This window comes from Pyxidicoccus sp. M6 (assembly GCF_055568925.1).
Window position 1 is genome coordinate 2,886,208 of sequence record NZ_CM145714.1, and the last position, 23,314, is coordinate 2,909,521.

Consider the following 23,314-nt stretch of genomic DNA (forward strand, 5'->3'; position numbering starts at 1 on the left):
CGCGACGCGCTGATGGTGGCGCTTCCTTCAACCCCACCCACGAGGTCGACGCTCCAGCCCTTCGGGGTTGCAACGCACCTCGTGTGGCCTCTCACATCCTGACGCCTCCACCTCGGTTCTTCACCATGCTCATCCGTGCTCTTCTCTCCAGCGTCCTTCTGACACAGGCCCCCAGCGCCTCCGGCACTCCAGGACGCGCTCCCACGTCCCAGGCCGCTCCCGCCACCACCGACGCGCCGGTGCGGGAGTCCGCTCCCCAGGCGGCTCCCAGCACTGCCGGCGTACCGGCGTCTGCCTCCGACGCCTCGGCTCCCGACGCGGCTGCGCTCCCGCTGCTCACCTTCGATGAGGCCATTGCGCTCGCGGAGAAGCAGAGTCCCAACCTCGACGCCGCGCGCGCACGGCTCCAGCAGTCGCGGGAGCTCGGCAACAAGGCGTGGTCCGGCTACCTGCCCAGCATCACCGCGAGCGGCTCGTACATCCGGAACCCGAAGGAGCTGACGTTTACCTTCCCCGGTGCCCCGGACCCCATCACGCTGCAGAAGGCGGACCAGCTCTCGGGCCAGCTCTCCGCGCGGCAGGCGCTCATCGTCCCCACGCTGTGGCCCGCCATCAAGAACGCCTACCTGGGTGAGCAGGCGGCGGCGCTGACGGCGGAGAACACGCGCCGCGAGATTCTCTTCGCGGTGGCCCAGGCCTATCTCGGCGCCGCGAGCCTGCGCGAGTCCGTGGTGGTGCAGGAGCAGCTCCTCGAGGTCCGCCGCGGCTTCGAGCGCGACGCGCAGACGCGCTTCGAGGTCGGCGACGCGGAGAAGCTGGCCGTCCTGCGCGCGACGCTGGACCGCAAGCAGGCCGAGCAGGAGGTGGTGCGCAGCCGCAACGCCTATGCGACGGCGAAGAGCGCCCTCGCGGCGCTCCTCGGGCGGCCGGTGGACTTCGAGGTGGCGCCGCCCCAGGACGTGAAGGTCGCGGTGCCTGCCGAGGCGGGTGACGCGGCCACCGCGGAGAAGACGGCGCTCGACAAGCGCCCGGACGCCGCGGCAGCGCGCCTCAACGTGGATGTCGCGCGCGGCGGCCGCCGGCAGGTCCTCTTCGAGTACCTCCCCAACCTGTACGCCACGGGCAACTACTCGGTGACGAACACCGGTGGCCTCACGGGCCAGTCGTCCACCTGGACGGCGGGGCTGGCGCTGTCGTGGACGCTGTTCGACGGCGGGCTGCGCGAGGCCAACCTGCGCGAGTCCTCCGGGAAGATTGCCGAGGCGAGCGCCAACCTGCGTGGCACCGAGGAGAAGATTCGCGACGAGGTGCGCAAGGCGCGCGGCGAGCTGGAGACCGCGGAGGCCAACCTTCGCACGGCCGAAGAGAGGGTGAAGCTCGCGTGGGAGAGCGCGCGGCTGGCGAAGCAGAACTTCGACGCCGGAGCGACGACGTACCTCCAGGTGACGGACGTCAACGCGACGCTCGCGGGCGCCCAGCTCTCCTCCGTGGCCGAGACGCTCAACGTGCAGCTCTCACGCCTGGCGCTGGCGCGGGCGATGGGCCTGTTCGACCCCACCGGCAACTCCCTGGTGCCGCGATGAAGAGCGCAGCCTCGATGACCCCGTCGCTGAGCCACGTCCGTCTCCTCGCCGTGCTGCACGCGGTGGGACTCTCGGGCGGGGCCTGGGCCCAGGACGTGAAGCCCGCGCCATCCTCTGGAGCCCTGACGCTCGAAGCCGCCGCGCCGGAGCCCGAGCCGCTGACGGGGCGCATCGAGTTCATCGAGCTTCGAGGCAACACCCGCACCCGGGAATCCGTCATCCTCCGGGCGCTGCGCATGGCACCGGGTGACGTGCTTGCCACGGGCGATGTCGCCGAGCTGAAGCGACGGCTGCTCAACCTGAAGCTCTTCACGAGCGTCGAGGTGCGGACGCGTCCCGAGGGCACGGGCGTCGGCCTCCAGGTCGCCGTGGAGGAGCGCTGGACGCTGCTGCCCATCCCCGTCTTCTCCTCCAGCGAAGGGCGGTGGCAGGCCGGTGTCTTCGCCGTCGAGAGCAACCTGTTCGGTCTCAACAAGACCCTGGTGGGGGGCGGCATGTGGGGCAACCGCGGAGGCACGCTGTTCTCGATGTACCGGGACGCGGGCATCGGCGGCAGCCGCTGGACGGGCCTCGCCTCGTTCTCGTTCTCCAAGTCGGACCGCGAGCGGCGAGTCGAGGACGTCGTCGTGGACGCGTATACAGACAGGCGCTTCGACATCGCGGGCACGCTCGGCTACCAGGTGACGCCCGAGCTGAACATCGGCGCGGGATGGTTCACCCTCCTCAACAAGCCGCTGGCTTCGAAGGACGGCGCACCGCCACCCCAGCGCGGCGAGGTGTACGGAGCCACCGTCTCCGCGGAGTACCTGGGCCAGGACTTCCACTTCTATTTCAACGAAGGGCTGGTGGCCCGGGCGCTCTATCGCGAGGGATTGGACTTCCTGGGCTCGTCCCGCGAGCTGCGTCAGGTGTCGCTCTTCGCGAGCTACACGCTGCCCGTGCTGGGCGACCATGCACTGACGCTGACCGTCATGCATGGACAGACGCGGGGGGACCCGTTCCTGGATGCGCAACTGCTGGGAGGCCGCACGGGGAGCCGGGGCTTCGCCACCGAGTCCCTGTGGGCGGAGATGTCGAGCTCGGCGACGCTGGAGTATCAGGTGCCCGTCTGGAGTCCCCGCCTGGCGACGCTCACCGCCCATGCCTTCGTGGATGTCGGAAGGGTGGAGTGGGAGGACTCGGTGACCCGGTATGCCACCCCCGGCTTGGGAATCCGGGTCTACGTCCGCGATGTGGCCATTCCGGCCGTGGGGCTCGAGGTGTCGCGTCACCCGCAGACTGGGAAGCTCGTCACCAGCGCGGCGGTGGGGTTCGGCTTCTGAACATGATGACGGTCGTCTCGATGGTTCCCAGACAGCGTGCCGCCGTGCTCGCGGCGGCACGTGAGGCCTTTGCCCGGGTGGGATTCACGGAGGTCTCCATGCAGGAGATTGCCCGGCGCGCGAGGCTGTCGCAGGGGCTGCTCCATTCGTACTTCAAGACCAAGAGGGACCTGTTCGACGCGGTGGTGGACCTGGTCTGGGATGAGGCCCTGACAGAGCTCGAGGCGGCCGTCTGGGAGGCGCGGACTCCCGAGGTGAGGCTGCAGACGTTCATCGAGATGCGCCAGGGACTGGCGCGGCGGATGATTCGCGAGCTGGGAATCACAGCCGCGGCGCTGCGTGACATCCTCCCACTCGTCGAGCCGCTCCTCGCCGGGCCGCGAGCCCGCGAGGTGGCGCTGCTGGAGGCCATCTTCGAGGACGGGAGGGCCACGGGAGTCTTCACGGTGCGCAGTCCCCGGGCCGTTGCACGCGCGCTGGTGGCGGGCCTCCAGAACATCGAGTGCGCGATGGTTCGCTTCTGCCTGGCACCCGGATCGCACTTCCAGCTGTGAGCGACGGGCGGGTCAGGTGCCGGCTTCAGCCGCGGTCAGCGTGACTTGCAGCTCGAGCGCTTCGGGCTTTCCGCCCAGGTGCGGGTCGCTGTTCGTCCGAATCGTACCGGGCTGGCCGCTGAGCAGGCCAAGCTTCGGCGAAGCGATGACCTGACCGTCCCGCTTGATGGACGCCTCGAGTATCAGCACGTCGGGCCGCTTGCCCATGCCGCGCCCGACCTTCCCGTCAAGGGTCCACTCGTGGCCATCCACGGAGTCGGTGAGCACGATGGAGCCGCCGGGCACCGTCACGAACGTCGTGGTCCTGGGCTCGCCGCCATTGAGACGCAGCACGGCCTTCACGTGGATGCTGCCCGCGGGGAGGTGGGATGGGGCCTCTTCGCCCGGCTGCGCGGCCCAGGCGGCATAGCCACCGGTCAATGTCAGGGCGAGCACACACGCGCTGCCGGACAACCAGCGCCTGAAAGAGGGAAGGGGTTGCTTGAGCATGAGGATTCTCTCCTTGAGCGGGTGACTGCTGTTCCAGTGACACCCCAGCGGCGAGGCCTGCGTGGCCAACTGGGTCTTCAACATCGCCTCGCCGTAGGCGCGGCGTGATGCGGGGTGGCGTGCCATGACGCGCTGGTCGCAGGACAGCTCCTGGTCCTGGCGGAAGTGCCGCGCGGCGTAGTGCGGCAGTGGGTTGAACCAGAACAGACAGCGCAGAAGCGCCACGATGGCATTGAGCCGCGTGTCGCCACGGACGAGATGCTGGTGCTCGTGCTCGCGCAGCAGCACCCGTTCCTCCTCGGAGTAGCGCGCCTCGAAATCCATGGGGACGACGATGCGCGGCCTCCACAGGCCCACGGCGGCGGGAAGGCCGGCAACCGACTCGGACTGGTACAGGCCGTCATCGCGAAGATGCATATGTCCCAGCGCCCGGCTGAAGCCACGTTGTCGCGCGGCGAACCACAGCCCGGTGGCCGCCGCGCCCACCAGCCAGGCCGCCAGCAACCCCGCTGCCCAATCCAGCGTGGAGCCAGCATCGCTCGCGTGCGTCCGCGGCAACGCTGCATCGATGAACGCCAGGACCGGTGCCGGAGCGGGCCCCGCACTCGCCGCCGGCAGCAATACGGCCAGCAGCGCGGCGGGCACCAGGCTCCACGCGGCATACGCAACCCGCGCCCCGAACGCCGCGCGCAGCACTCCGCGTAGCATCAGGACTCCCAGCACAGCGGCGCTGGTGGCCAGCGTGGTCTCCAGCAGCGTGCGCAACGCTCCGGCGACAGTCATTTGTCCAGCTCCTCGAGCAGCTTGCGCAGCTCGGCGACGTCCTTCTTGCTGAGCTTGCGGTGCTGACTGAAGTGCGCGACCAGCGGCGCGACGCGGCCGCCGAAGAGTCGCTCCAGCAGGCCCTGGCTCTCCTCCAACACCCAGTCCTCGCGCCGGAGCACCGGGGTGTAGAGATAGCGGCGGCCTTCCTTCTCCGCGGCAATCGCGCCCTTGTTGAGCAGGCGATTGAGGAGCGTCTTGATGGTGGCCTCCTGCCATTGCCGGGCCTGGGCTAGCGCCGCCACCACCTCCTCGGCGGCCAGCGGGTGCTGACTCCAGAGCACTTCCATCACGATTGACTCGGCTTCGCTGATCTTCATCGTTTACACACGTAATCTGACGTTGAGATTACGCACGTAAACGTTCATGTCAAGGACATGGATGGGGGAGGGGAGGAATCCCGTTGGGGGCCTGCGCGCGGGTGTGCTGTAAAGCAGGCCCATGAACACGGGTGGCTGCTTCTGCGGAGCGATTCGGTACGAGGTGAGCGCGCCGATGACGGCAGTGACGTACTGCCACTGCTCGAAGTGCAGGCGGTGGCATGGGCACGTCGGTGCCTACGCGGCGGTGGACCGCGAAGGATTCCGACTCACCGAGGCTCGTGGCCTCAAGTGGCACACTGTCTCATCCACGGTGAGGCGCGGCTTCTGCGTCGAATGCGGTTCGAGCGTGCTGTTCGACGAGAGTCCCGCTCCGAAAATCTCCATATGCGCCGGCACGCTCGACGCGCCCACCGGCATCCGCGAGAAGGCCCACATCTACCTGGCGAGCAAGGGCGACTACTACGAGGTCTCGGACGCGCTGGTGAAGTACGAGACCTTCCCCGGAAAGTGATGGGGCTATTCGAGCCTCCGTCCGCGACGGCGCTTCAGCCAGACGAGCAGGAGCCATGAGCAGGGTCCGCCGGACGCGGCGCCACAGCCGCCGCCGTCTTCCGGCGGAGGTGGCTCAGGCTCCGTGCCTCCATCCACATCCGGCTCCACGCCACCGTCGGTGACAGGACCCACGCCACCGTCGACGCCAGCGTCCGTGCCACCATCAGGCCCCGGCTGCACGGCGACACAGGGAGCCCCGGACGCTTCGCCAGTGATGCACAGCCGACCATAGCGGCCGAGTCCCTGCAGCCGGCCATCCACCACCGCGACCACCACGTGCGTCGCGTCCGCGGCCTCGACGCTCGCGGCCAGGATGCCAGCCCCATCCGCCCGGGAGACTCTCAGCACGGCGTCGTCCGTCACCGCCGCGACCAGCAGGTGGGCTCCGCCGGGCACCTCGCCCGTCTCGGGCTCGAAAGTCGCGGAGACCTTCGGCGCGCCGCCCTCGACCTCGAAGTAGCGCGTCGATGCGGCCGCCACGCGCACGGAGGACTCGTCCACGGGCAGCGTCCTCGGGGAGACCGTCACTTCCGCGTACCAGCCACCGCGCGCATAGCCAGGGGCCCGGCCCGCCCTCTCGCCCGTGGCGAGGTTCCACAGGGCGAACTCCGCGAAGGCGGTGTCGAAGTCCGCGCCCCAGTCCCGGCGCAGGACCGTGTCCACCAGCAGCGGCCAGCGGACATCCTGTGTCACGACGCTCTCCTCCCACAGGGAGCGGAGGACCGCGTCCCCGAAGCGCTCGCCGAGGAACTGGAAGTAGAGGCCGGCACCGTAGCTGAACGACACCGCGGGCCCCTCCGGGTCCAGCACGAGGCTGCGGTCCGGCCGCGCCATATACGCGGCGGTGAAGTGCTCCAAGTCGTCCAGGCCGGGCTCGAAGCGCTCACTGGCCCAGACCGCGGTGCCCTCCGACGCCACGCTCCCCAGGTCCGGGTGGTAGGCGGCCTGCACGGCGTGGAAGAACTCGTGGCTCGCCAGCGTGGCCACCGCCTGCTCGTAGGAGCCGTAGCCGTAGCCCGCGAAGTCGTTCTCCTGGAGCATGTGCCCGGTGCAGCGCGAGGACGCGTCCAGACAGCCGTCCAGCCGGAAGGCACCATCCGCGCGCCCGGCGAAGTCCACGAGGTAGACGTCGAAGCGACCATCGCCGCCGACGTCCTCTCCCAGCCAGGCGTCGTCCCGCGGCCTCAGGAAGCCCAGCCCGGCGTAGAAGGCAGACACCCGGTCATACGCGCGGGCCACGGTGTCCACCGCGTCCGGAACGCCATTGCCGTCCACGTCCGCCGCCTCCACGGCGTTGGGCCCGGAGCGGGAGAAGTGAATCCGGAAGCTCCCTTCCGGCGAAATGACGGACTCCACCTGCTCACCCTCGGCGAAGCGAGGCGGCGTCGCCGAGGGTGAAGTGGGGCGCGCTCCCGCCAACAGCCCCGTCCTCGACTCCACGAAGGGCTCCTGCCGCTCATGGGGCTCGCGCGGAGCCTGGACCTGGCCACAGCCGGAAAGGAGCAGCAGGAGCAGCGCCCGGGCCCTCATGGCAGGAAGGCCCACCTGACGCGCAGCTGGCCCGAGCCACTCGGCTGGGGCACCGTGCCCGTCTCGTTGCAGGCCTGCTGCGCGGTCGGCTCGTAGTAGGCCGTCACCTGCAGCTTCACATGCCGCCCGTCCGCCGTGCGGACGATGAAGACGTTCCCCGTCATCTGCACGCATGACTTGGGGTACTCCCAGAAGTGGCTCATCGCCATCAGGGGCCCCGAGAGGCCCGAGTCGTCGGGGATGAACGTGCAACTGTTGTCGTACCAGGCCTCCGTCTTGAACTCCCAGGTGGAGTCCACGGCCGTCACCGACTCGAAGGTGGTGCCCTCCGGTGTGCTGGCCACCGAGACACAGGACGGACCGGAGGTGCCGCTGTTCACCCGGATGTAGTAGCGGCGGAAGGCGATGTCCCAGTCCGTCCGGGCGAGCGCCGCCTGGTCATCCACCGAGACGCGGGCCAGGCCCTGCGAGGTGAAGCGGGCATAGGTATAGGACTGCGTCGGCGCCACGCCGCCCGCGCGCGCGTCGATGTACGTGAGGAACTCGCCTTGCGGTGCCTGCTCCTCGCGCACGTCACCCGTGGACAGGGTGGTGAGCAGGCCGAGCTTGTCGATGCTCTGCTCCTTGCACGGGACTTCATTCAGGCACTGCGTGCCCCCATCCGTACCGGCGTCCGTGCCCGTCTGCGTCCCAGCGTCCGTGCCGGCGTCCGTGTCGGTCTGCGTTCCAGCGTCCGTGCCCGCATCGGTGTCCGTCTGCGTGCCAGCATCCGTGCCGGCGTCCACCGGGTGCTGACCGGCATCCGTGTCGGTCCCCGTTCCCGAGTCCGCCACGGTGTCGCCCGGACTCGGGTCGTCAGAATCGTCGTCGGACGAATCGCAGTTCACCAGCAACACCAGTGCCGTCACCACGGCGGCCAGCACCCACAGCCCCTGCTGCCCGTGACGCCGCGGCATCTTCTCTTCCAGCTGAGTCCTCATTCGCTGCCTTCCTCCCTCTGGCTCGTCGAACCCCAGGCCCGATGCAGGGCAGGGCCGGCCATCAGTCCCGGCGCGGCAAGTTACTTGATATCGATTATCAAATTCAATATCTAGCCACCCAGTTACAGGAAGGGCGAGGCGCTCGACGTCGGGCTACGTCCCCTCACGGCGTCGGAACGCATCGCCGCACGTCTCGAACAGCAGCGAGCGTGCCCAGCGTTGGCTGGGGGCTCGGTGCGTTCGCTCGTGCCACACCGCGACCTTGGTGAAGCTGGAGACTTCGACGGGAGGAGGGAGCGACACCAGGCCCTCCGTGCCCGCGAGGAGCCGCCGTGGAACGACCGCGATGAGGTCGCTCGTGCGCAACAACTCGGGGAGGACGAGGAAGCTGGTCACCGACACGGTGACGCGCCGCTCCCGCCCGAGCCTGGCCAGCGCGATGTCCGTCACGCCCCTGACTATGTGTCCAACGAGACCATCGTGTCCGGCCTGAGCGCCGCCGAAGTGTGGCTGTACCTCAACAACACCTCCGCATGGCCGACGTACTACAGCAACGTCTCGGACATCCGCTTCCACGGTGTCCAGGGCCCCGAGCTGCGCCCGGGCGTCCGCTTCCGCTTCACCACGGTAGTGGCCCGGCTCCTCACCGCGCAGGCGTGCCGTTTCGATGAGGGAGTAGAAGAGCGCGGCCACCTCGGTGCCTCGCTTCGATTTGCTGCCGTAGTGATTCTTCCTGCCCATCACCATGTCGCGCATCTGCCGCTCGACGTGGTTGTGTGATGCCTGGAGGTACTCTGAAGTTGCCCCGGTTTCGCGGAGTCCCACTCGCTGTGCGAAAAGGACCCCACGATGCCGAAGACACGTCCCCCGCACGCCCCGCGCCTTACGCACCTGCCGCCCCTGCCGCACCATGCGCTTCACCGCCGAGCAGCTCGCCGCGAAGCCCTCCACCTCCAGCCGCAGCCTGTCGTGGATGGCGCGCGCGCCCAGCCCTTGCCCGAGCAGGGCCTCCACGCTGTCAGGCGACAGGAATTTTTGACCCCCATACGTCACTAAAACTGACCCCCTCCCCAGGGCCAGTTGGACTGCTCGGTGATGCTACGTCGTTTCCCTGCGTGCGTCCGCCGGAGCGCGCCCTCGCTGCATCTCAAGCGAGGGCGCGCGGAGGCGACTTCCGAGGCACTGCGCTCGTGCCCGGCTCAGCCCTCGTGAGCTGGGGGGATGCTGCGGCCCAGTAGCCCCGCCTTGCGCTTCTGCCGGAGCCGGTAGCTCTCTCCCTGGATGAGCACCGTATGGCTGTGGTGCAGCAGCCGGTCGAGGATGGCAGCGGCGAGCACGTCGTCCCCGAAGACGCTGCCCCACTGGCCCACCAGCTGGTTGGTGGTAATCAGCAGGCTGCCCTTCTCGTAGCGCCGCGCCACCAACTGGAAGAAGAGGTGCGCACTCCTCTTCTCGAAGGGCAGGTAGCCCAGCTCGTCAATCACGAGCAGCTTGGGCTTGGCGAAGTAGTTGAGCTTGTCCTTGAGGGCCCCTTCGCTCTCCGCCTTGGCCAGCGCCGCCAGCAGGGCCGTGGCGCTGGTGAAGAGGACCGAGTGCCCGGCCTCCACCGCCGCCCGCCCCAGTCCAATCGCCAGGTGCGTCTTGCCCACGCCCGGCGGGCCGAAGAGCAGCACGTTCTCGGCCTGCGCGATGAAGCGTCCGGTGGAAAGCTCCCGCACCAGCTTGCTGTCCACCGAGGGCTGCGCCTTGAAGTCGAAGTCCTCCAGCGTCTTCACCGCGGGGAAGTGGGCGATGGTGATTCCCATGCTCACGCGCTTGTTCTGCTTGGCGTCCATCTCCTCGCGCAGCAGCGCGTCGAGGAAGTCCAGGTAGGTGGGCTCGGTGCGAGCCGCCTCCGATAGCAGCGCGTCGAGCCGCTCGGCCAGATGCCCCAGGCGCAGCCGGCTCAGGTGCTCCCGCACGCGCGCGTGGACCAGTTCGTGGCTCATGCGGCACCTCGCTTCGCGTCCTGCTCCACGACGGCGGCGTAGTCCTCCAGCGAGCGCCCGAGGACTGCCAGCGACGAGTCCTTCGCGGACCTCTCCACGGGGCGCGAACGCCACAGGCCCTCCCAATGTGCCGGGTCGACGACACGCGCATGCGGCTGCCGGTTGCGCGCGTGCGTGGCCACCACTTGGCCGGCGTGGAAGATGCGCACCTCTTCGTCCCCCACCTGCACCTCGACACTCTGACGCACCAGCCGGTGCGGCACGCTGTAGCGCACCGTGTCCACGTCCACGAGCGCGTCGTTGGCCACCTTTCGCTTCAGCCGCTGGTGACGGCGCGGCAGCACTCGCAGGGGCAGCGGGCGCAGGGCGGCCTTCTCCTCGCGCTCGAAGCGCTCCAGGGGAGGCTCATGCGTGGTGCCGTGCACGCGCTCGTCCGCCTCGCCCATCCACTGCACCAGGTGGGCCTCCAGCGCGCCGAAGGACTCGAAGTCCCGGCCCGCCAGCGCGTTGCGCTTGACGTACTTGACGCCCGACTCCGTCTTGCCCTTGGTGCGAGCGCGGTACGGCCCGCAAGCCTTGGGCGTCACGTCCCAGTCCTGGCAGAACTGCACCCAGGCCGGGTTGAAACGCACGGTGCCCGCCTGCCGGTTGTTCTCTTCCACCAGGGGCCGGGCATTGTCCGAGAGCACCTCCAGCGGCACCCCGCCGAAGTGCACGAAGGCCGCGGCCACGCCCTCGCGCCAGTCGTCCCCGCGCTGGTTGAGGAAGGCTCGCACGAACAGGCGCCTGGAGAACGAGAGCACCGCCACCAGCAGGAAGACCTTCACCACCTGCCCACCCAGCCGCACCTTCTTCTCGCCGAAGTCCACCTGCAGCTGCTGCCCTGGCTTCGTCTCGAAGCGCACCGTCGCCGTCTGAGCTGCGTGCACCTGGCGCCGCCTCTTCTCCACCGCGCGTTGCACGGTGCGCACGCTGGCCTCCACTCCCTCCTGCGCCAGCAGCGCCTTGACGACAACGGCGTTGCCTTCGGCGACCGAGTCCCAGAGCTCCACCGCGCGCTGCTGCTCGGTCTCGGTGAGCCGCCGGGCCTTCGGTCGGACCTGCTTGTCGGCCGCAGGGCCCGCACGCAGGTAGCGCCTGACCGTGTTGCGCGCCACGCCCACCTCGCGCGCGATGCGCTTGGCGCCCCAGCCCGCCTGGGCCAGCACGCGCATCTGCCGCACCACTTCCTGCTCGACCATCGCCTCCTCCGCTGTCGAGCGGAGGGCTACTACTGCCGTCCCTTCCATTGCTGCCTACCTCCCTGGTTTGCAGGCCCGGGGAGGGGGTCAGTTTTAGTGTCGCGAGGGGGTCAATTTTGCTGTCGCTCTACACACGCGCGGCTGCCACTCCACCAGCGACGATGTTTGCTGCGGTGGCAGCCTCGGTGGCAGGTGCACTTGCACCAACGCCTTGAGCACCTCCAGCTCGGGCACCTCTTCCGCGGGGCCCTCCAGCACTCCGGCAGCCGCGAGCGCCGCGCGGTACGTCCTCTCGGTATTCGGGCCCATGCCCAACAGCCGTGCCACTTCGCGCGCACCCGTCCCCATGCGGTGCAGCCGCACCAACTCTCTCAACCTGTCCATGTCGACTCTCCGGTAGCTCATCCGCGCGCGTCCCTGGGAGCACCGCGCTGGCGGTGCTCGTGGACGCTCGAGGATGCACGGGATGACCGGTCAGGTAGGCGCTCAGCCCACCTACTGGCCGCGTTTCTTCCAACCGTCTTGAGGGTGAACGGACCGCCGCCCTATCTGCTCCGGATTGCGATCCGCTTGGCCGACCCCGTCGCGATCCGCTTGGCCGACCCCGCTACGAACAGCTTGGGTGACCCGTCTGCGATCCATTACCCCGGCCCGTCACACTCGTTGGCGGGCGAGGCCGGGTTCCGAGAGTGGTTCGCGCGCTATCTGCGCATGGCGGCCAGCCCCGGCAGTGCGGCCGCCCTGCTTCGGATGAACGCGGCCTTCGACCTCCGGGCGGTGCTCCATTGCATCCATGTGCCCTCGCTGGTGCTGCACCGCACTGGGGACCGTCTCGCTCCGGTGGGCAGTGCCCGGTACCTGGCGGAGCACATCCCGGCCGCGCAGTTCGTGGAGCTACCCGGTGACGACCATCTGCCCTTCGTGGGTGACTCAGCCGCCATTCTTGATGAGGTGGAGCGATTCCTGGCCTCGACGCGCGAGGTGCCCGCGGCGTCGCGTGGGCTCGGCATCCTTCTGGCGGCGTGGGTTCCGGAGGAGACTTTGGACTGGCTCCTCCACGAGGGGACGGCCCAGTTGCTCGCGCGTTTCGGAGGGGAGCAGCTCTCCGTACAAAGCCATGGGTGGGTGGCCCGGTTTGATGGGGCCGCGCGCGCCCCTCAGGCCGCGTGCGAGCTGGCCACGCGCGCCGCCGCCGCAGGTATCAGAGTTTCCCTCGGCATGCATGCGGGGGACTGCGCGCTGGAGGGAGATGTGTCCGCCGAGCCTTCGGTGCTGCTGGCCACGCGCATCGCCGCAAGCGCGGCCCCGGGAGAAGTACGGGTGAGCGACCCGGTCCGCGTGCTCCTGGGGGGCATGGCCTACACCTTCGTACCAGGGGTTGGCATCCCATCGCAGACGGGCGAGGTGCTCGTCCATACCGTGCGCCACCCCGCCGGGCGCTGACCGCACGAAAAACGCTCTCACTTTCTTCGATAGCGAAGAGCTTGGGCACCTGTTTGATGGTGATGAGCGCCAGGCCAAAGACGAAGTCGGTGCGGAGGGAGACAGAGGGCCGCGCCTCCACTCAACACGTACTCTTCAGCTCCATGCTGCGCCCGGGCGCTTGGCTGGAAATTGCTCGTGGCGAATGCCTCGACGCCCTTTCGTCGCGGCACTCCGGTGATGGCCCAATGAGTCGAAGGGTCGTTGCCGAGGACTCCTGCCGAGTCGCCGCCGAGGTGAACGCCGCAGCGTCTGGACTTTGAGAAGCACTCGCAGCAGGCACCTGCCGCATCAAAGGATGCACTGCTGCGGTCAGACTGCACCCACTTGGAGCACACTCGCTCCCAGGCCGGCTGTTGCGTCGCCCAAGCAATCCGTACTTGTCTAGCCAGTGGGCGGAGTCGGAAGCCTACCTCTGCAGGGGTATGGCGGTGGGCCTACACCTCGGCGGAAGCTTTCAAGTGGCCTTTGCGCCAGGACTTCATGACCTTCCACCAACCAGAGGACAGCATGGGCCTGCCGGGAACACGCGTCGCGGTACGCAACGCTCTCCTCGCAAGCCTCACCGCCATCCTTCATCCTTTCCTGCTCGTCTGGCGCGTAGGGTCCACAAGGGCCTCCCGGGCCGCCCAATGGCTGCCGCAGCCAGGCTTGCGTTGCTAGGCTAGGCGAGCTAGCAATCAAACAGTCCGTCCAGATTGGAGCCTTGCATGCAAGCTCAGGTGTCTTCCCTGCCGATGACCTTTGAACAATCCCAGATGTTCGTCCAGGTAGATGCGCCGCTGGCCAGGGCGCTTGCCCAGGTGGCGGAAATCGACTTCAGCATGCTGAAGCGCAAGCTCATGGAGGAGAAGAGCTGGACCGCCGAGTACTGCAATGAAGTGGAGGGGCTCTACCGCAAGTTTCTGGCCCTGAATATCAGGTACCCTGACCGCAAAATCTGTCCCACCGGTCCCATCGATGAGTTCTGGCACGCGCACATCCTCGACACCCGGGCGTATGCTGAGGATTGCGAGCGACTGTTCGGCCAGATGCTGCACCACTTCCCGTACTTCGGCATGCGCGGCGCTGCGGACCGTCAGGCGCTGGAGCAGGCATTTGCCGAGTCGCTCGAGTTGTTCATCCTGCACTTCGGTGTGGACCCGACGGCCGGCGACACTGGAGCAAGGAGCTGCAAGCCTCAGCGCTGTCCTTGAGCCAGTGTGGTGCGTGCTTCAATACGCACGAAATGACCCAGCCGGTCCTCTCTGTCATGCGCAGCCGGTTCTTCGAAAGCCTGGACGAGGACGAGCAGCTCGAAGCTTCGAATGAGGTCTTCTGGGACTGCTTGCTTCATCATGTACGAGAGGATGGCTGGAGCAGCCCACCGGAAGCCATTCTTGACATTGGCTGTCACCGTGGCGGGCTGCTGGTGCGTCTGGCATCCCTCTGGCCACTCAAGCAGGCCTATGGCATCGAGCCTATCGCCGCCGCGAGGGAGCAGGCCCGGGCTCGGGTCATGCAGCGAGTGCAGGAAGTCCAGATGCTGGATGTCCCCGAGTGGCATCGGGTACCCACTGGCTCCATCCACCTCATCACCTGCCATGAGGTGCTTTACCTGGAGCCTGCGCTAGACCTCTTCATGGCCCGAGTGCGCCGCGTACTGGCTCCAGCCGGCCGGGCTTATGTCGTGCTGGGCTGCCATGCGGACAACCCAGTCTGGCCGACGTGGAAGCCTTTGCTTGAGGAGATGGGGCACACGACCTATGACCACAGGCCCATGGAAATCCTTGCCGCCGCAGGGAGAGCTGGGCTGATGCCCTCCGTGAGACCGCTACGCTCAGAGGGGTGGATTGACCATGACCCCCGGCTCACGCCTTTCACCTTCCCCGATGTGGCGACCATGGTTGACCATCACTTCAAGCACAAGCTGCTCTTCAGACTGGTCCGTCCCGAATGACCCCGCACTCCACCGTGCCGGAGTTGCGCATCGGTCCTGAGGTCGCAGCCTGGCTGCGTTCGTGCTGTGAGCGGCCCGATGCGCTCGTCCATTTCGAGAAGGCCGCGCTCGAGGGGGCCTTCGATGACCCCTTCCTGACCTCCGAGGCCTGGATTCGCTTCACTGAGCACGTGCACGAACTTTGGAAGAATCACGACCATGCCGTCATTCGAGGAGTGCCAGACGCAGGAGAGGGCGCCTCGCTGCTCCTTGTCTCTTCCTGCCTGTCGAGGCGGTTCAAGCCCTACCGCAAGGACAGGGTGGTCAAGCACTTCCGCATGTCGCCCTGGACCACCGAGTTGTCCCATACGCTCCAGGCCGGGCACTTCCACACGGATATCAATACTGCTCCCGCGCCTCCAGTGCTCACAGGCATTCAGTGCAAGGCCCCCGACCCGGGAGCTCCGCGCTACGGCGAACTGCGTGTCGCTCGCCTGAGCGAGTTGCTCGTGGCGCTACGCCAGCAGGAGGCGGCCAGCACCCTGGCGTTCCTGGAGCGGAGCGATGTGACGATGGTCAACGAGACGTCTCCTGGCGGGTGGACCGGGCGTATCGTCGAGGATGGGCGGATTCGGTTCCATCCCGAGACCCTCCGGGCCGGACAGCTCCGTTATGGCAGCAACCCCTCGGATTTCGAGGAGCATCTCCGGGTCATTCATGAAGCCGCGCTCGCTGTGTCGGCCCCCATCCATCTGGCGGCTGGCGAGGTTCTCCTGGTCTCCAACACGAGGGCTCTGCACTACCGGGGAGAGTGCTCCGTGGTGTTTCAGTCCTTTCCCAGGCACTTCACGTCCAGGGAGGTCTACGTCCTCCACCTGCTCGACGAGCCCCTATGACCCAGAGGAACGTGTCCTCCAAGCCCGCGGCTGACCTCGAGATTATTGGCGCCGACGCGAACAACCTTCGTTGTGTCGACGCCCGCATTCCGGTGGGCAGGGTGACGATGGTTGTCGGCGTATCGGGCTCGGGGAAGAGCTCGCTGCTCGAGGACACACTCGCCACCGAAGCTGCCCGGCGCATGCACACCTTCCTCGGCATCCAGCAGCCTCAGCTGGACCGGCCGCCTCCAGGTGCGTTCATCGGAGCCATGCCAGCCACCCTACACGTCGGGCAGCGCGCCTTCCGGGCATCTTCGCGGACGACCGTTGCGACCGCGACGGGTCTGCTCGGCGCGTTGCGCCGGCTCTTCCTGGCGGACGCGAGGCCCTACTCCGATGAGCTTCGGCGCAATGTCCAGGAGCCCTCGCCAGAGCGCTATGCCGACTGGCTCTTCCGGCATTACCGCGGGCTCCTGTCCATCTGGGCTGTGCCGGTGCGCTTTGTCGCGACGGACGGTATGCGCGCGGTGGAGCACCTGCGCGAAGTGGGCATCGAGCAGGTGACTGTCCGCAGCGAGACGGACAGTCCGGCGGTCTGGGAGCGGGGGCGTAACGTGCGCCTGGACAAGTTCAAGCCGCTCAAGCCGACGGTCCGGCACATCATCGAGGCGCAAGTAGGCGCGGTCACGCTCGGCGGCAAGCCGGACCGCGCGAAGCTGCTGGCGTTGCTCCAGCGGGCCTTTGATGCGGGCATTGGCGCGGTGGTTGTCGATTTGCCAGAGGCCCGACAGCCTGAGCTACGCGGTCCCTTTGGTCCCCGGCTCGACTCGAAGACGCACTATGTAGAGCCGGAGCTGGCGACGTGCTTCTTCCCAGCCAACCCCCACCTCCTCTCATTCAACGCGCCGGAGCACCCGGAAAGTGGCGCCTGTCCCTCGTGCCTCGGCACGGGACGGGCGGTGGTGCTCCAGGAGAGCGCACTCGTCGTCCATCCTGGCCGTTCGATGCATGAGGGCGCCTTCTCTCTTTGGACGGAGAAGAACTACAAGTACGTCAACATCCAGCATGAGACCATCGAGGGACTGCGCGGCCTACGTGGCTTCTCTCCCGATGTTCCCTGGACGAAGCTGCCCCCGGATGCCCAGCGGCTGGTGCTGGAGGGTTCTGGTGGAGAGCTGGTTGTCGACAAGGACCCGAAGACGGGACGCAAGATGAGCTCCGGGCGGCCCTTCGAGGGGTTCCGCCAAGCCATCCTCGAGAGGATTTCACGCGGGACGAAGGTGTCTCAGAGCCTGTCCCCCCTGGTGTCCGAGGGCCCCTGTATTGCGTGCGAAGGGACCAGGTGGGCATTCCAGGCGCGGGCGCTGCGGGTGGGAGGCACCGGAATCCATGAGCTGCTGCGTAGGCCGTTCATGGAGTTGATGGACATCACGAGGCGGGAGGGGCCATTCGCCGCGGCCGTTTCGGCGGGGGCTCGCAAGTGGGTGGACCTCATCCACCACCACTCCCGGGCCTTCGTCTCCGTCGGGCTCGGCCACCTCTCGGGAGAGCGGGGGATGCAGGAGGTCAGCGAAGGCGAAGGACGTCGCGCTCGGCTGGCCGGGCTGCTCAACGTGCGGAGTACTGGGCTGTGCCTCCTGCTCGACGAACCTGCACGCGGGCTGCATGAGCAGGACCTGGCGGGGCTCGCGGAGTCTATCTTGAGCCTCGCACCTGCTCACACCGTTGTGATGAACGAGCATCGCCAAGCCCTCGCGAGGGCGGCGGACCATCTCATTCAGCTAGGAGATGGAGCGGGAGAGAATGGTGGGCGTGTCATCTACGAGGGGCCGCCGGTGGAGTCCCCCTGGCGGGACGTGCCACCCATTGAGCGCGCTCGGTTGTCGGTAGGCGACAAGACGCACCGGCTGTCCTTTCAGGGCGCCACCATCCACAACCTCAGGGATGTGAGGTGCTCCATTCCTCTTGGGTGCCTGACCTGCCTGACGGGGGTCTCCGGCTCCGGGAAGTCGAGCTTCGTCCGAGGCATCCTCGTCCCCGCAGTTGCCGCCGCGCTTGCGTCTCCCCCCCAACTTGAGGACTTCGAGTTTCGCCAGGGCCGTTGGGAGCGCGTGTCGGGGAGCGAGCACCTGCGTGGGCTCGTCGCCCTGGACCAGAAAGTCCCGCCACCCAACCGCCGTAGCATCGTCGCCACCTTCATCGAGGTGGCGGATGACCTCCGTTCCCTCCTGGCGGCCTCCGAGGGGGCTCGGGCCGTCGGACTCTCTGCCACGGACTTCGGCCTGAATGCCGGGCGTGGACGCTGCCAGTACTGCCTGGGAGTGGGGGAGGTGGAGCAGCAGGCACACTGGTCCCCCTGTCCGGTCTGCGGAGGAACCCGCTTCGGGGAGGAGGTCCTGTCCGTGCGGGTCGATGGGCTGAACATCAGCGACCTCCTCGCCCTGTCAGTGTCCCGGCTCCAGCAGCGAGCGCGGACGCTCGTCACGCCCCATTTGCCACTGCTGGAAGCGATGGTGGAGCTGGGCATCGGCCACATCAGCCTCGGGCGCAGGGTAGATACCCTCAGCGGTGGTGAGGTTCAGCGCCTACGCATCGCGCGAAAGCTGGCCGAGCATGGGCAGGGGGGGCTGTTGTTCGTGCTCGATGAGCCGGCCGCAGGGCTCCATCCCCGGGACGTAGGACTGCTGGTGCGTGCGCTCGACCGCATCCTGGACCAGGGGCGCAACACGGTGGTCCTCGTGGAGCACAACCTGGACATCGTTCGGGCGGCGGACTGGCTCATCGAGTTCGGTCCCGGCAGCGGGCCTGCGGGAGGACAGGTCGTCGCTGAAGGTACGCCGGACCAGCTCCGTCAGACGAAATCGGCGACGGGGCTCGCGCTCGCCGGGCGCCTGAAGGCGGAGTCGCGGCACCTGAGGCAGCCCTCTTCTCGTACGGACAGGGCGGAAACCGCGGCCGGCTCCATCGAGCAGGCCTCCAGGGCCCAGGCCTGGATACGCCAACTCATGGGGGATGACGTGGCCATCCCCGAGGAGCCATCCGAGGAAACTCCGCCCGCGCGGCCCGCAGTCGTATTGGGAGAGCGATTCTGGAAGGGGCGTCTGCCCTGGGAACTGGGCGGGCTTGACGAAGAGCTCGGCAGGTTCCTGCTTGAGATGTGGGCAGACAGCTCGGGCACTGTGGCATCTCAGGACTCGCTCCTGGAAACATGGACCCGAAAGGAGACAGCCCGCCTGGTCATTCACCCCTTCCTGAAGGAACTCCAGGTATGGGGACTCAAGCTGCCGCACTCCGTGGTTGCAACCGCCTGCGCGCATGCCAGGGCGATGGGACTCAAGCTGCTGGACCCTGACGGAGACCCATTGAAGAAGGGCGCACAGGCGGACTGGCGACAGGTGCGCGCCACTGGCGCCCGTTTCGTGCCGCGGCAGGCCTCGGGTGAGGAGCGGCACCGGGCCTTGATAGATGCGCTGGCGCTCGGGGGCGGTTACGTCGAGCTGCGAGGGCCCAAGTGGGAGCTGCTCGGAACACTGCACACGCGGCTGATGGACCTGGAGCGAGGCATCGTCGCTCCGATGAAAGCCACGTCCTTCCACTTCTCGCGGCACGATGCCCGTGGGCGCTGCCCCATGTGCCGGGGAACAGGAGAGGTGCTGGCCCTGGGGGAGGAACTGCTCATCGGTAACCGGCGTGCTGCGCCGGAGGACGAGGAGCTACTGCACCCCGCGGCCGCCGCCATCCTGAAAGGCATTCGCCGGAACGAGCTGCTGCCGTTCCTCAAGCGGATGTCCCAGGAGGGCCTCTGGGAGAAGGGGGTGGCCTTCCATCGTCTCGGCGAGGACGCGCGCCACTTGTTTCTGTTCGGCTGCTGGACGCGTCCGGGCCATGGGACCTTCTTGAAGGACGCGAAGGCCGACCCTCAAGAGGTGAGTGCCTGGCTTCGGTGGGATGGCCTCTACGCCTACGTTCAGGGACAGCTCGAGAGGAGCACGGATGCGAGGTGGAAGGAGGCCGTTGAGCGCTCTCGGTCCGCCCATTCCTGCCCGGGGTGTGAAGGCACGGGCCTGGGCGCCGTCAGCACGTTGCTGAAGCTGGGGGAGCGCTCCTGGCGGGAGTGGGTCCGGGATGGAACCGTCAGCGAGCTTTGCGTCGCGCTGAAGCAGTTGAGGACGTCTTCCGAGCGCCAAAGGCGTTCTTGTCAGCGCCTGCTTCAGTGTCTGGAGCCGTTGGCTGGTGGCACGCACGCGCTCCGGTCGTCAACGGACCTCCCCAAGTTGAAGGAAGTCAGCCAGGGAGTCGTCCAGGCCTTCACGGATATGCCGGTGCTGTCCAGTTAAGGGCGTGCCGCGCCGTGCCCCGAGGTTCATGTCCCATGTACCGGCTGTTCAACGAGCTCGCCCACCGCTACGACCTGCACACGCCAGCGCACCATTATCAGGACGACCATGTTTTTGCCGTCGAGTGGGCTCGGCAGTGGGGATGGCCGTGCCGGTTGCTGGATGTCGGCTGCGGGACGGGGGTGTTCCTCGAGAAAGCGCGCACGGCCGGAATCGATGCGGTGGGTATCGACGCGTCTCCGGGGATGGTCCGCGCCGCAGAGGCGCGACTTGGGGTGGGAGTCGTGTCGCTGCTGGGAATGGAGGAGGTCGAAGCGGAGCTGGCGTACCACGCCATCGTTTCGCTCTCCTGGACGCTCAATTATTGCGCCGGATATGAGGCCTTGTCGGAGGTGCTGCGGCGCTTCTATCGGGCGCTGCTCCCCGGTGGCGGGCTCCTGCTGCAGGTGGCGCATGCGGCTCATACGGATGGCCGTCTCCTGGAGGACCGTGAGGCGGGGCCCGAAGGGGAGCCCGACGATGTCCTCCTCCTGTACCGCTTCCAGCGCACCAGCGGTGTAGAGGATGGGCTGCTGGCGGAGTACGTCTACGCGTGCAAGTCCTCCAGGGAGTTGCTCCACGAGCAGCACCAGTTACGCGTCGCCGATGCACACGTGGTCGCGGAGTGGGTACGTCAGGCCGGCTTCACGGAGGTCTCGCTCTTCGACTCCTTCCGCCAGGACGCGTTCGCAGGCTCTCCGAGTCCATTCATCGTGGGTTACAAACCGAAGAGCGGATGACGGACGGGCCAGACATGAACCATGCCCCTGAGTACCGGAACGTCGGGCTCGTGGCCGCAAACCACCTGCTCGCGGGCGGGGGAGTGCAGGGAGGGAATTGTGGCCCGCTCCCTACCGCGGGCTACTGGCCAGGGTGCACCGCCATGAGCGGCCCTCGTGATGAACGCGATGGCACGCCTTCGTGTGGGCCGCGCTATGCGGCCGCGGTGGCCCGCTTCCGCTGTTCCTCGATGCGGCAGATTCCCACGCGGAAGCCAAGCAGTTCGAGCCGCTCCGCCGCGATGGTGAGGTTCAGCTGGCTGAAGAACGGCAGTGACAACGGCCACGGAGCCCGGACCCTGGAGGCTCCCACGACGACAGCGAAGATGATTTCGAACTCGCCCGCGGTCGGCTTGCTCTCGGGGGGAGGCAGCAGCTTCGCGAGGGCGGGCTTGGTGGCCATGACTCGTTCCTTCAGGTCCTTCCGAAAGCCCGCGTCCTTGAGGAAGGTCTCAGCGGACACCAGTCCCTGGGAGAAGAGGTGGCTGAGGGTGGAGGAGCGCGTCTTCCGCTTGACGTGAATGAACTGGCGGGCGTCCGAGAACAGGTCGCACGCCTCGATGGGGGTGCGGGCCCCTGTGCACTTGATGAGCTCCTCGTCCAGTAGCGCGAACGACTGGGACGCCTTGCTGACGGACCGGTTGTAGGCCCCCTCCTTCTGGTTGAGCCGGGCGGGAGGCAGGCTCGGCATGTCCCGGGCAAGCCGGGCCGCTTTCGCCTCGATTTCGGAGACGAAGGACTGACCGATGCGAAACCACTGCCCTCCCGAGAGGACATAGAGCGCGTCATCCAGTTGGAGTTCGAGGACGAGGCAGTCGTAGAGCGACCACCGCTCTGGCTCCCGGGCAGACTCGTCGTAGACGGCCCTGATTTTGTAGCGCCGCTTCAGGTCTTCGGTCGTCGGCTCGAAGCCGTCCGGTGCCCCACGCTCGAATTGGTCAATGGCGTCGAGGCACTCCTCGAGGTCCAGGTCCGGATGCACGTCCTTGCCGCGCTCGCCGGGATAGTGGAACCCGGCCACGTCCTCCCACCCGACCATGTCAGGGGGCGCGAGGTGGGCCTTGTCGAGCTTTCGCTCCCGCAGCATCACCAGCATCCGCTCGTTGAGGCTCGCCACCTGCACCGGGTCGCGAATCGACTGGATGTGGTCCACCCAGGGGAACGTCGTCCGGTACTCATGGCTCTCGGAGGCCACCAGCAGCAGGGCGCACTTCTGCGGAAGGTCGGAGAAGGCACAGGGGCCCGTCAGCACCAGCGCGTCCTTGCCCGTGAACCGCTTGGCCAGGCTGGTGTCGCGTGGCTCACCGGTGAAGGCACGCAGCAGGTCTCGGGTGATGTCGACGCCGAAGGCATCGAGTGAAGCACCCCGGCTCACCTGGCGGCGGGTGTGGACGGTCATCTCCTCGAACGTGCGCATGTCCAGGCTGCGCAGCTTCGTGGGGTCGGCCGTGTTCAGCGTCACTTTCAGCCCGAAGTCCACCTCGAAAGCCTCCGGCTTGAGCAGGTGCCTGCCCTGGCCGAACGTCACGGCGAACAGCCGCGAGCTCGCGCGGATGAACAGCACTCCCGATGCGACACTGCTCGTGAGCGGTGGAAATGCCTCGGTGGTGCCCTCCCTCAGGAAGTCGAACCACCGCGGCTCGCGGCTGACGTTGGGCGCCAGGTAGAGCCAGTGCTCCACGTCGGGCGCGCCCTCCAGGGGATGCGGTATCAGCGAGCCGGGGCTCTTCAGCGCGTCCTCGGGCGTTTCAATGCCCTTACGCAACAGCAGGAGGGTCAGGGTGCGCACCTTCGCCTTACGGGAGCCAGGTTTCTTCATGGTCTTCCGCGCTCCTCTTAGAGAATGGCGTCCACGAGCTCGAGTGCGACGCCACAGCCCGGGCAGGAAGGCAGCACGCTCTCATCGAGCATGTGGCCGAGCGCCGCGCCGAGGCCGGCGCCCAGGATGGCTGCCAGCGGGTGCTTGCCCGCACTCCCACCCATCAATCCCAGGGCGACCGCCATTCCGAGCTTGCCCATGACTCGCTGGCCGCTCTTCTTCTGAGGGCCGCACTGCTTGCAAATCCCAACCTTCATTCAGAACGCCTCCGGTATGAGAGGGCAACGCATCGCACGCTGCCCCCGTCTGCCTGGGAGAACGTCAGGCACGGGGGGCCTCTGACAGGTAAACCCATCCCCTTGAATTTCTCGTTTTGAATGGCGTCAAGCAGGAGAGAGGCCAAGGATTGGCGGTTTCCCTCCCAGGTGGGTTCTCCCTAGAATGGGGCCGCACGTCTGGGATGGTGGCGGGGGCGCGACGTCTCCCTGACGGCGAGGAACATCCTGCATGGGTTCATCCAAGGGGGGTAGTACTCGGGGCTCCAATGGCGCGAAGGGGAGCCTCCTTCCGCAACTGGCGCCGCTGGCCGCATTTACGGGCGAGGTCGCCTCGTCTGGTGCCGGCGTGGAGCCGTTGGTATCCCGCTTCGCCCCGCTCAACCCTCGTGGGCCACTGCCG

At 67.5% G+C, this 23,314-nt stretch carries 20 protein-coding genes; 11 read left to right on the forward strand and 9 right to left on the reverse strand.

Annotated features, from left to right (window positions below):
- Positions 1 to 125: 125 nt before the first annotated feature.
- Genes ACVTJA_RS12030 through ACVTJA_RS12040 form a run of 3 tightly spaced genes read left to right on the forward strand, consistent with a single transcriptional unit; the run spans position 126 to position 3,459 of the window.
- Positions 126 to 1,583 carry a TolC family protein gene (locus tag ACVTJA_RS12030; protein ID WP_465836504.1) on the forward strand — a complete coding sequence of 486 codons (1,458 nt, stop codon included), beginning with the start codon at positions 126 to 128 and terminating at the stop codon, positions 1,581 to 1,583.
- Positions 1,580 to 2,905, forward strand: coding sequence for a POTRA domain-containing protein (locus ACVTJA_RS12035; RefSeq protein ID WP_465836505.1), 1,326 nt, complete (start codon positions 1,580 to 1,582; stop codon positions 2,903 to 2,905). The genes ACVTJA_RS12030 and ACVTJA_RS12035 overlap by 4 nt, the downstream gene beginning before the upstream one ends.
- 2 nt (positions 2,906 to 2,907) lie before the next feature.
- Entirely contained in the window at positions 2,908 to 3,459 is a 552-nt protein-coding gene (locus ACVTJA_RS12040; protein WP_465836506.1) for a TetR/AcrR family transcriptional regulator, read from the forward strand.
- Between the two features lie 12 nt (positions 3,460 to 3,471).
- Here the strand turns inward: ACVTJA_RS12040 and ACVTJA_RS12045 are convergent, their stop codons facing one another.
- Positions 3,472 to 4,713: a M56 family metallopeptidase gene (locus tag ACVTJA_RS12045; RefSeq protein ID WP_465836507.1), complete on the reverse strand. Its 1,242-nt coding sequence runs from the start codon at positions 4,711 to 4,713 to the stop codon at positions 3,472 to 3,474.
- Positions 4,714 to 4,727: 14 nt separating this feature from the next.
- Positions 4,728 to 5,090, reverse strand: coding sequence for a BlaI/MecI/CopY family transcriptional regulator (locus tag ACVTJA_RS12050; protein WP_465836508.1), 363 nt, complete (start codon positions 5,088 to 5,090; stop codon positions 4,728 to 4,730).
- A gap of 121 nt (positions 5,091 to 5,211) precedes the next feature.
- Here ACVTJA_RS12050 and ACVTJA_RS12055 point away from each other — a divergent pair, with 121 nt between their 5' ends.
- Complete coding sequence (locus ACVTJA_RS12055; RefSeq protein ID WP_465836509.1) at positions 5,212 to 5,604, forward strand: GFA family protein; 393 nt, start codon at positions 5,212 to 5,214, stop codon at positions 5,602 to 5,604.
- 5 nt (positions 5,605 to 5,609) lie between these two features.
- Here the strand turns inward: ACVTJA_RS12055 and ACVTJA_RS12060 are convergent, their stop codons facing one another.
- From ACVTJA_RS12060 to ACVTJA_RS12070, 3 genes are all read right to left on the reverse strand, one after another.
- Entirely contained in the window at positions 5,610 to 7,175 is a 1,566-nt protein-coding gene (locus ACVTJA_RS12060; protein WP_465836510.1) for an MXAN_6640 family putative metalloprotease, read from the reverse strand.
- On the reverse strand, positions 7,172 to 8,155 hold the full coding sequence (locus ACVTJA_RS12065) for an HmuY family protein (protein ID WP_465836511.1): 984 nt from the start codon (positions 8,153 to 8,155) through the stop codon (positions 7,172 to 7,174). Before ACVTJA_RS12065 ends, ACVTJA_RS12060 begins: the two co-directional genes overlap by 4 nt.
- Before the next feature lie 153 nt (positions 8,156 to 8,308).
- Entirely contained in the window at positions 8,309 to 8,605 is a 297-nt protein-coding gene (locus ACVTJA_RS12070) for a LysR substrate-binding domain-containing protein (RefSeq protein ID WP_465836512.1), read from the reverse strand.
- A 30-nt stretch (positions 8,606 to 8,635) separates the two neighbouring features.
- On the opposite strand from ACVTJA_RS12070, the gene ACVTJA_RS12075 reads away from it, so the two are divergent.
- On the forward strand, positions 8,636 to 8,935 hold the full coding sequence (locus ACVTJA_RS12075) for a hypothetical protein (RefSeq protein ID WP_465836513.1): 300 nt from the start codon (positions 8,636 to 8,638) through the stop codon (positions 8,933 to 8,935).
- Between the two features lie 419 nt (positions 8,936 to 9,354).
- Here the strand turns inward: ACVTJA_RS12075 and istB are convergent, their stop codons facing one another.
- Together istB and istA are read right to left on the reverse strand one after the other, a co-directional pair.
- Positions 9,355 to 10,143, reverse strand: a complete 789-nt coding sequence (gene istB / locus ACVTJA_RS12080; RefSeq protein WP_465836514.1) for an IS21-like element helper ATPase IstB — start codon at positions 10,141 to 10,143, stop codon at positions 9,355 to 9,357.
- Positions 10,140 to 11,384 (reverse strand): IS21 family transposase, encoded by a 1,245-nt coding sequence (istA, locus tag ACVTJA_RS12085; RefSeq protein ID WP_465836515.1) that lies wholly within the window; start codon positions 11,382 to 11,384, stop codon positions 10,140 to 10,142. Before istA ends, istB begins: the two co-directional genes overlap by 4 nt.
- Before the next feature lie 711 nt (positions 11,385 to 12,095).
- On the opposite strand from istA, the gene ACVTJA_RS12090 reads away from it, so the two are divergent.
- The 6 genes from ACVTJA_RS12090 (at position 12,096) to ACVTJA_RS12115 (ending at position 20,778) form a co-directional block, all read left to right on the forward strand.
- Positions 12,096 to 12,827 carry an alpha/beta fold hydrolase gene (locus ACVTJA_RS12090; RefSeq protein ID WP_465836516.1) on the forward strand — a complete coding sequence of 244 codons (732 nt, stop codon included), beginning with the start codon at positions 12,096 to 12,098 and terminating at the stop codon, positions 12,825 to 12,827.
- Between the two features lie 749 nt (positions 12,828 to 13,576).
- Positions 13,577 to 14,062, forward strand: coding sequence for a glycine-rich domain-containing protein (locus ACVTJA_RS12095; protein ID WP_465836517.1), 486 nt, complete (start codon positions 13,577 to 13,579; stop codon positions 14,060 to 14,062).
- Between the two features lie 32 nt (positions 14,063 to 14,094).
- A complete protein-coding gene (locus tag ACVTJA_RS12100; protein WP_465836518.1) occupies positions 14,095 to 14,805 on the forward strand; it encodes a class I SAM-dependent methyltransferase in 711 nt (236 codons plus the stop codon).
- The gene (locus tag ACVTJA_RS12105) at positions 14,802 to 15,680 is read left to right on the forward strand and encodes a hypothetical protein (protein ID WP_465836519.1); all 879 of its coding nucleotides are present in this window, start codon (positions 14,802 to 14,804) and stop codon (positions 15,678 to 15,680) included. Before ACVTJA_RS12100 ends, ACVTJA_RS12105 begins: the two co-directional genes overlap by 4 nt.
- Complete coding sequence (locus ACVTJA_RS12110) at positions 15,677 to 19,999, forward strand: excinuclease ABC subunit UvrA (protein WP_465836520.1); 4,323 nt, start codon at positions 15,677 to 15,679, stop codon at positions 19,997 to 19,999. The genes ACVTJA_RS12105 and ACVTJA_RS12110 overlap by 4 nt, the downstream gene beginning before the upstream one ends.
- 35 nt (positions 20,000 to 20,034) lie before the next feature.
- Positions 20,035 to 20,778, forward strand: a complete 744-nt coding sequence (locus tag ACVTJA_RS12115; RefSeq protein ID WP_465836521.1) for a class I SAM-dependent methyltransferase — start codon at positions 20,035 to 20,037, stop codon at positions 20,776 to 20,778.
- A gap of 193 nt (positions 20,779 to 20,971) precedes the next feature.
- Here ACVTJA_RS12115 and ACVTJA_RS12120 read toward each other — a convergent pair whose 3' ends face one another.
- Complete coding sequence (locus tag ACVTJA_RS12120; RefSeq protein WP_465836522.1) at positions 20,972 to 22,636, reverse strand: TIGR04141 family sporadically distributed protein; 1,665 nt, start codon at positions 22,634 to 22,636, stop codon at positions 20,972 to 20,974.
- A gap of 17 nt (positions 22,637 to 22,653) precedes the next feature.
- Positions 22,654 to 22,893: a hypothetical protein gene (locus tag ACVTJA_RS12125; RefSeq protein WP_465836523.1), complete on the reverse strand. Its 240-nt coding sequence runs from the start codon at positions 22,891 to 22,893 to the stop codon at positions 22,654 to 22,656.
- Positions 22,894 to 23,314: the final 421 nt, after the last annotated feature.

Coding starts and splice junctions, on each gene's coding strand:
- ACVTJA_RS12050 (WP_465836508.1), bottom strand. CDS start 5,090: ATGAAGATCAGCGAAGCCGAGTCAATCGTGATGGAAGTGCTCTGGAGT.
- istA (WP_465836515.1), bottom strand. CDS start 11,384: ATGGTCGAGCAGGAAGTGGTGCGGCAGATGCGCGTGCTGGCCCAGGCG.
- ACVTJA_RS12115 (WP_465836521.1), top strand. CDS start 20,035: ATGTACCGGCTGTTCAACGAGCTCGCCCACCGCTACGACCTGCACACG.
- ACVTJA_RS12105 (WP_465836519.1), top strand. CDS start 14,802: ATGACCCCGCACTCCACCGTGCCGGAGTTGCGCATCGGTCCTGAGGTC.
- ACVTJA_RS12095 (WP_465836517.1), top strand. CDS start 13,577: ATGCAAGCTCAGGTGTCTTCCCTGCCGATGACCTTTGAACAATCCCAG.
- ACVTJA_RS12030 (WP_465836504.1), top strand. CDS start 126: ATGCTCATCCGTGCTCTTCTCTCCAGCGTCCTTCTGACACAGGCCCCC.
- ACVTJA_RS12055 (WP_465836509.1), top strand. CDS start 5,212: ATGAACACGGGTGGCTGCTTCTGCGGAGCGATTCGGTACGAGGTGAGC.
- ACVTJA_RS12120 (WP_465836522.1), bottom strand. CDS start 22,636: ATGAAGAAACCTGGCTCCCGTAAGGCGAAGGTGCGCACCCTGACCCTC.
- ACVTJA_RS12110 (WP_465836520.1), top strand. CDS start 15,677: ATGACCCAGAGGAACGTGTCCTCCAAGCCCGCGGCTGACCTCGAGATT.
- ACVTJA_RS12090 (WP_465836516.1), top strand. CDS start 12,096: ATGGCGGCCAGCCCCGGCAGTGCGGCCGCCCTGCTTCGGATGAACGCG.
- ACVTJA_RS12065 (WP_465836511.1), bottom strand. CDS start 8,155: ATGAGGACTCAGCTGGAAGAGAAGATGCCGCGGCGTCACGGGCAGCAG.
- ACVTJA_RS12040 (WP_465836506.1), top strand. CDS start 2,908: ATGATGACGGTCGTCTCGATGGTTCCCAGACAGCGTGCCGCCGTGCTC.
- istB (WP_465836514.1), bottom strand. CDS start 10,143: ATGAGCCACGAACTGGTCCACGCGCGCGTGCGGGAGCACCTGAGCCGG.
- ACVTJA_RS12035 (WP_465836505.1), top strand. CDS start 1,580: ATGAAGAGCGCAGCCTCGATGACCCCGTCGCTGAGCCACGTCCGTCTC.
- ACVTJA_RS12125 (WP_465836523.1), bottom strand. CDS start 22,893: ATGAAGGTTGGGATTTGCAAGCAGTGCGGCCCTCAGAAGAAGAGCGGC.
- ACVTJA_RS12060 (WP_465836510.1), bottom strand. CDS start 7,175: ATGAGGGCCCGGGCGCTGCTCCTGCTGCTCCTTTCCGGCTGTGGCCAG.
- ACVTJA_RS12100 (WP_465836518.1), top strand. CDS start 14,095: ATGACCCAGCCGGTCCTCTCTGTCATGCGCAGCCGGTTCTTCGAAAGC.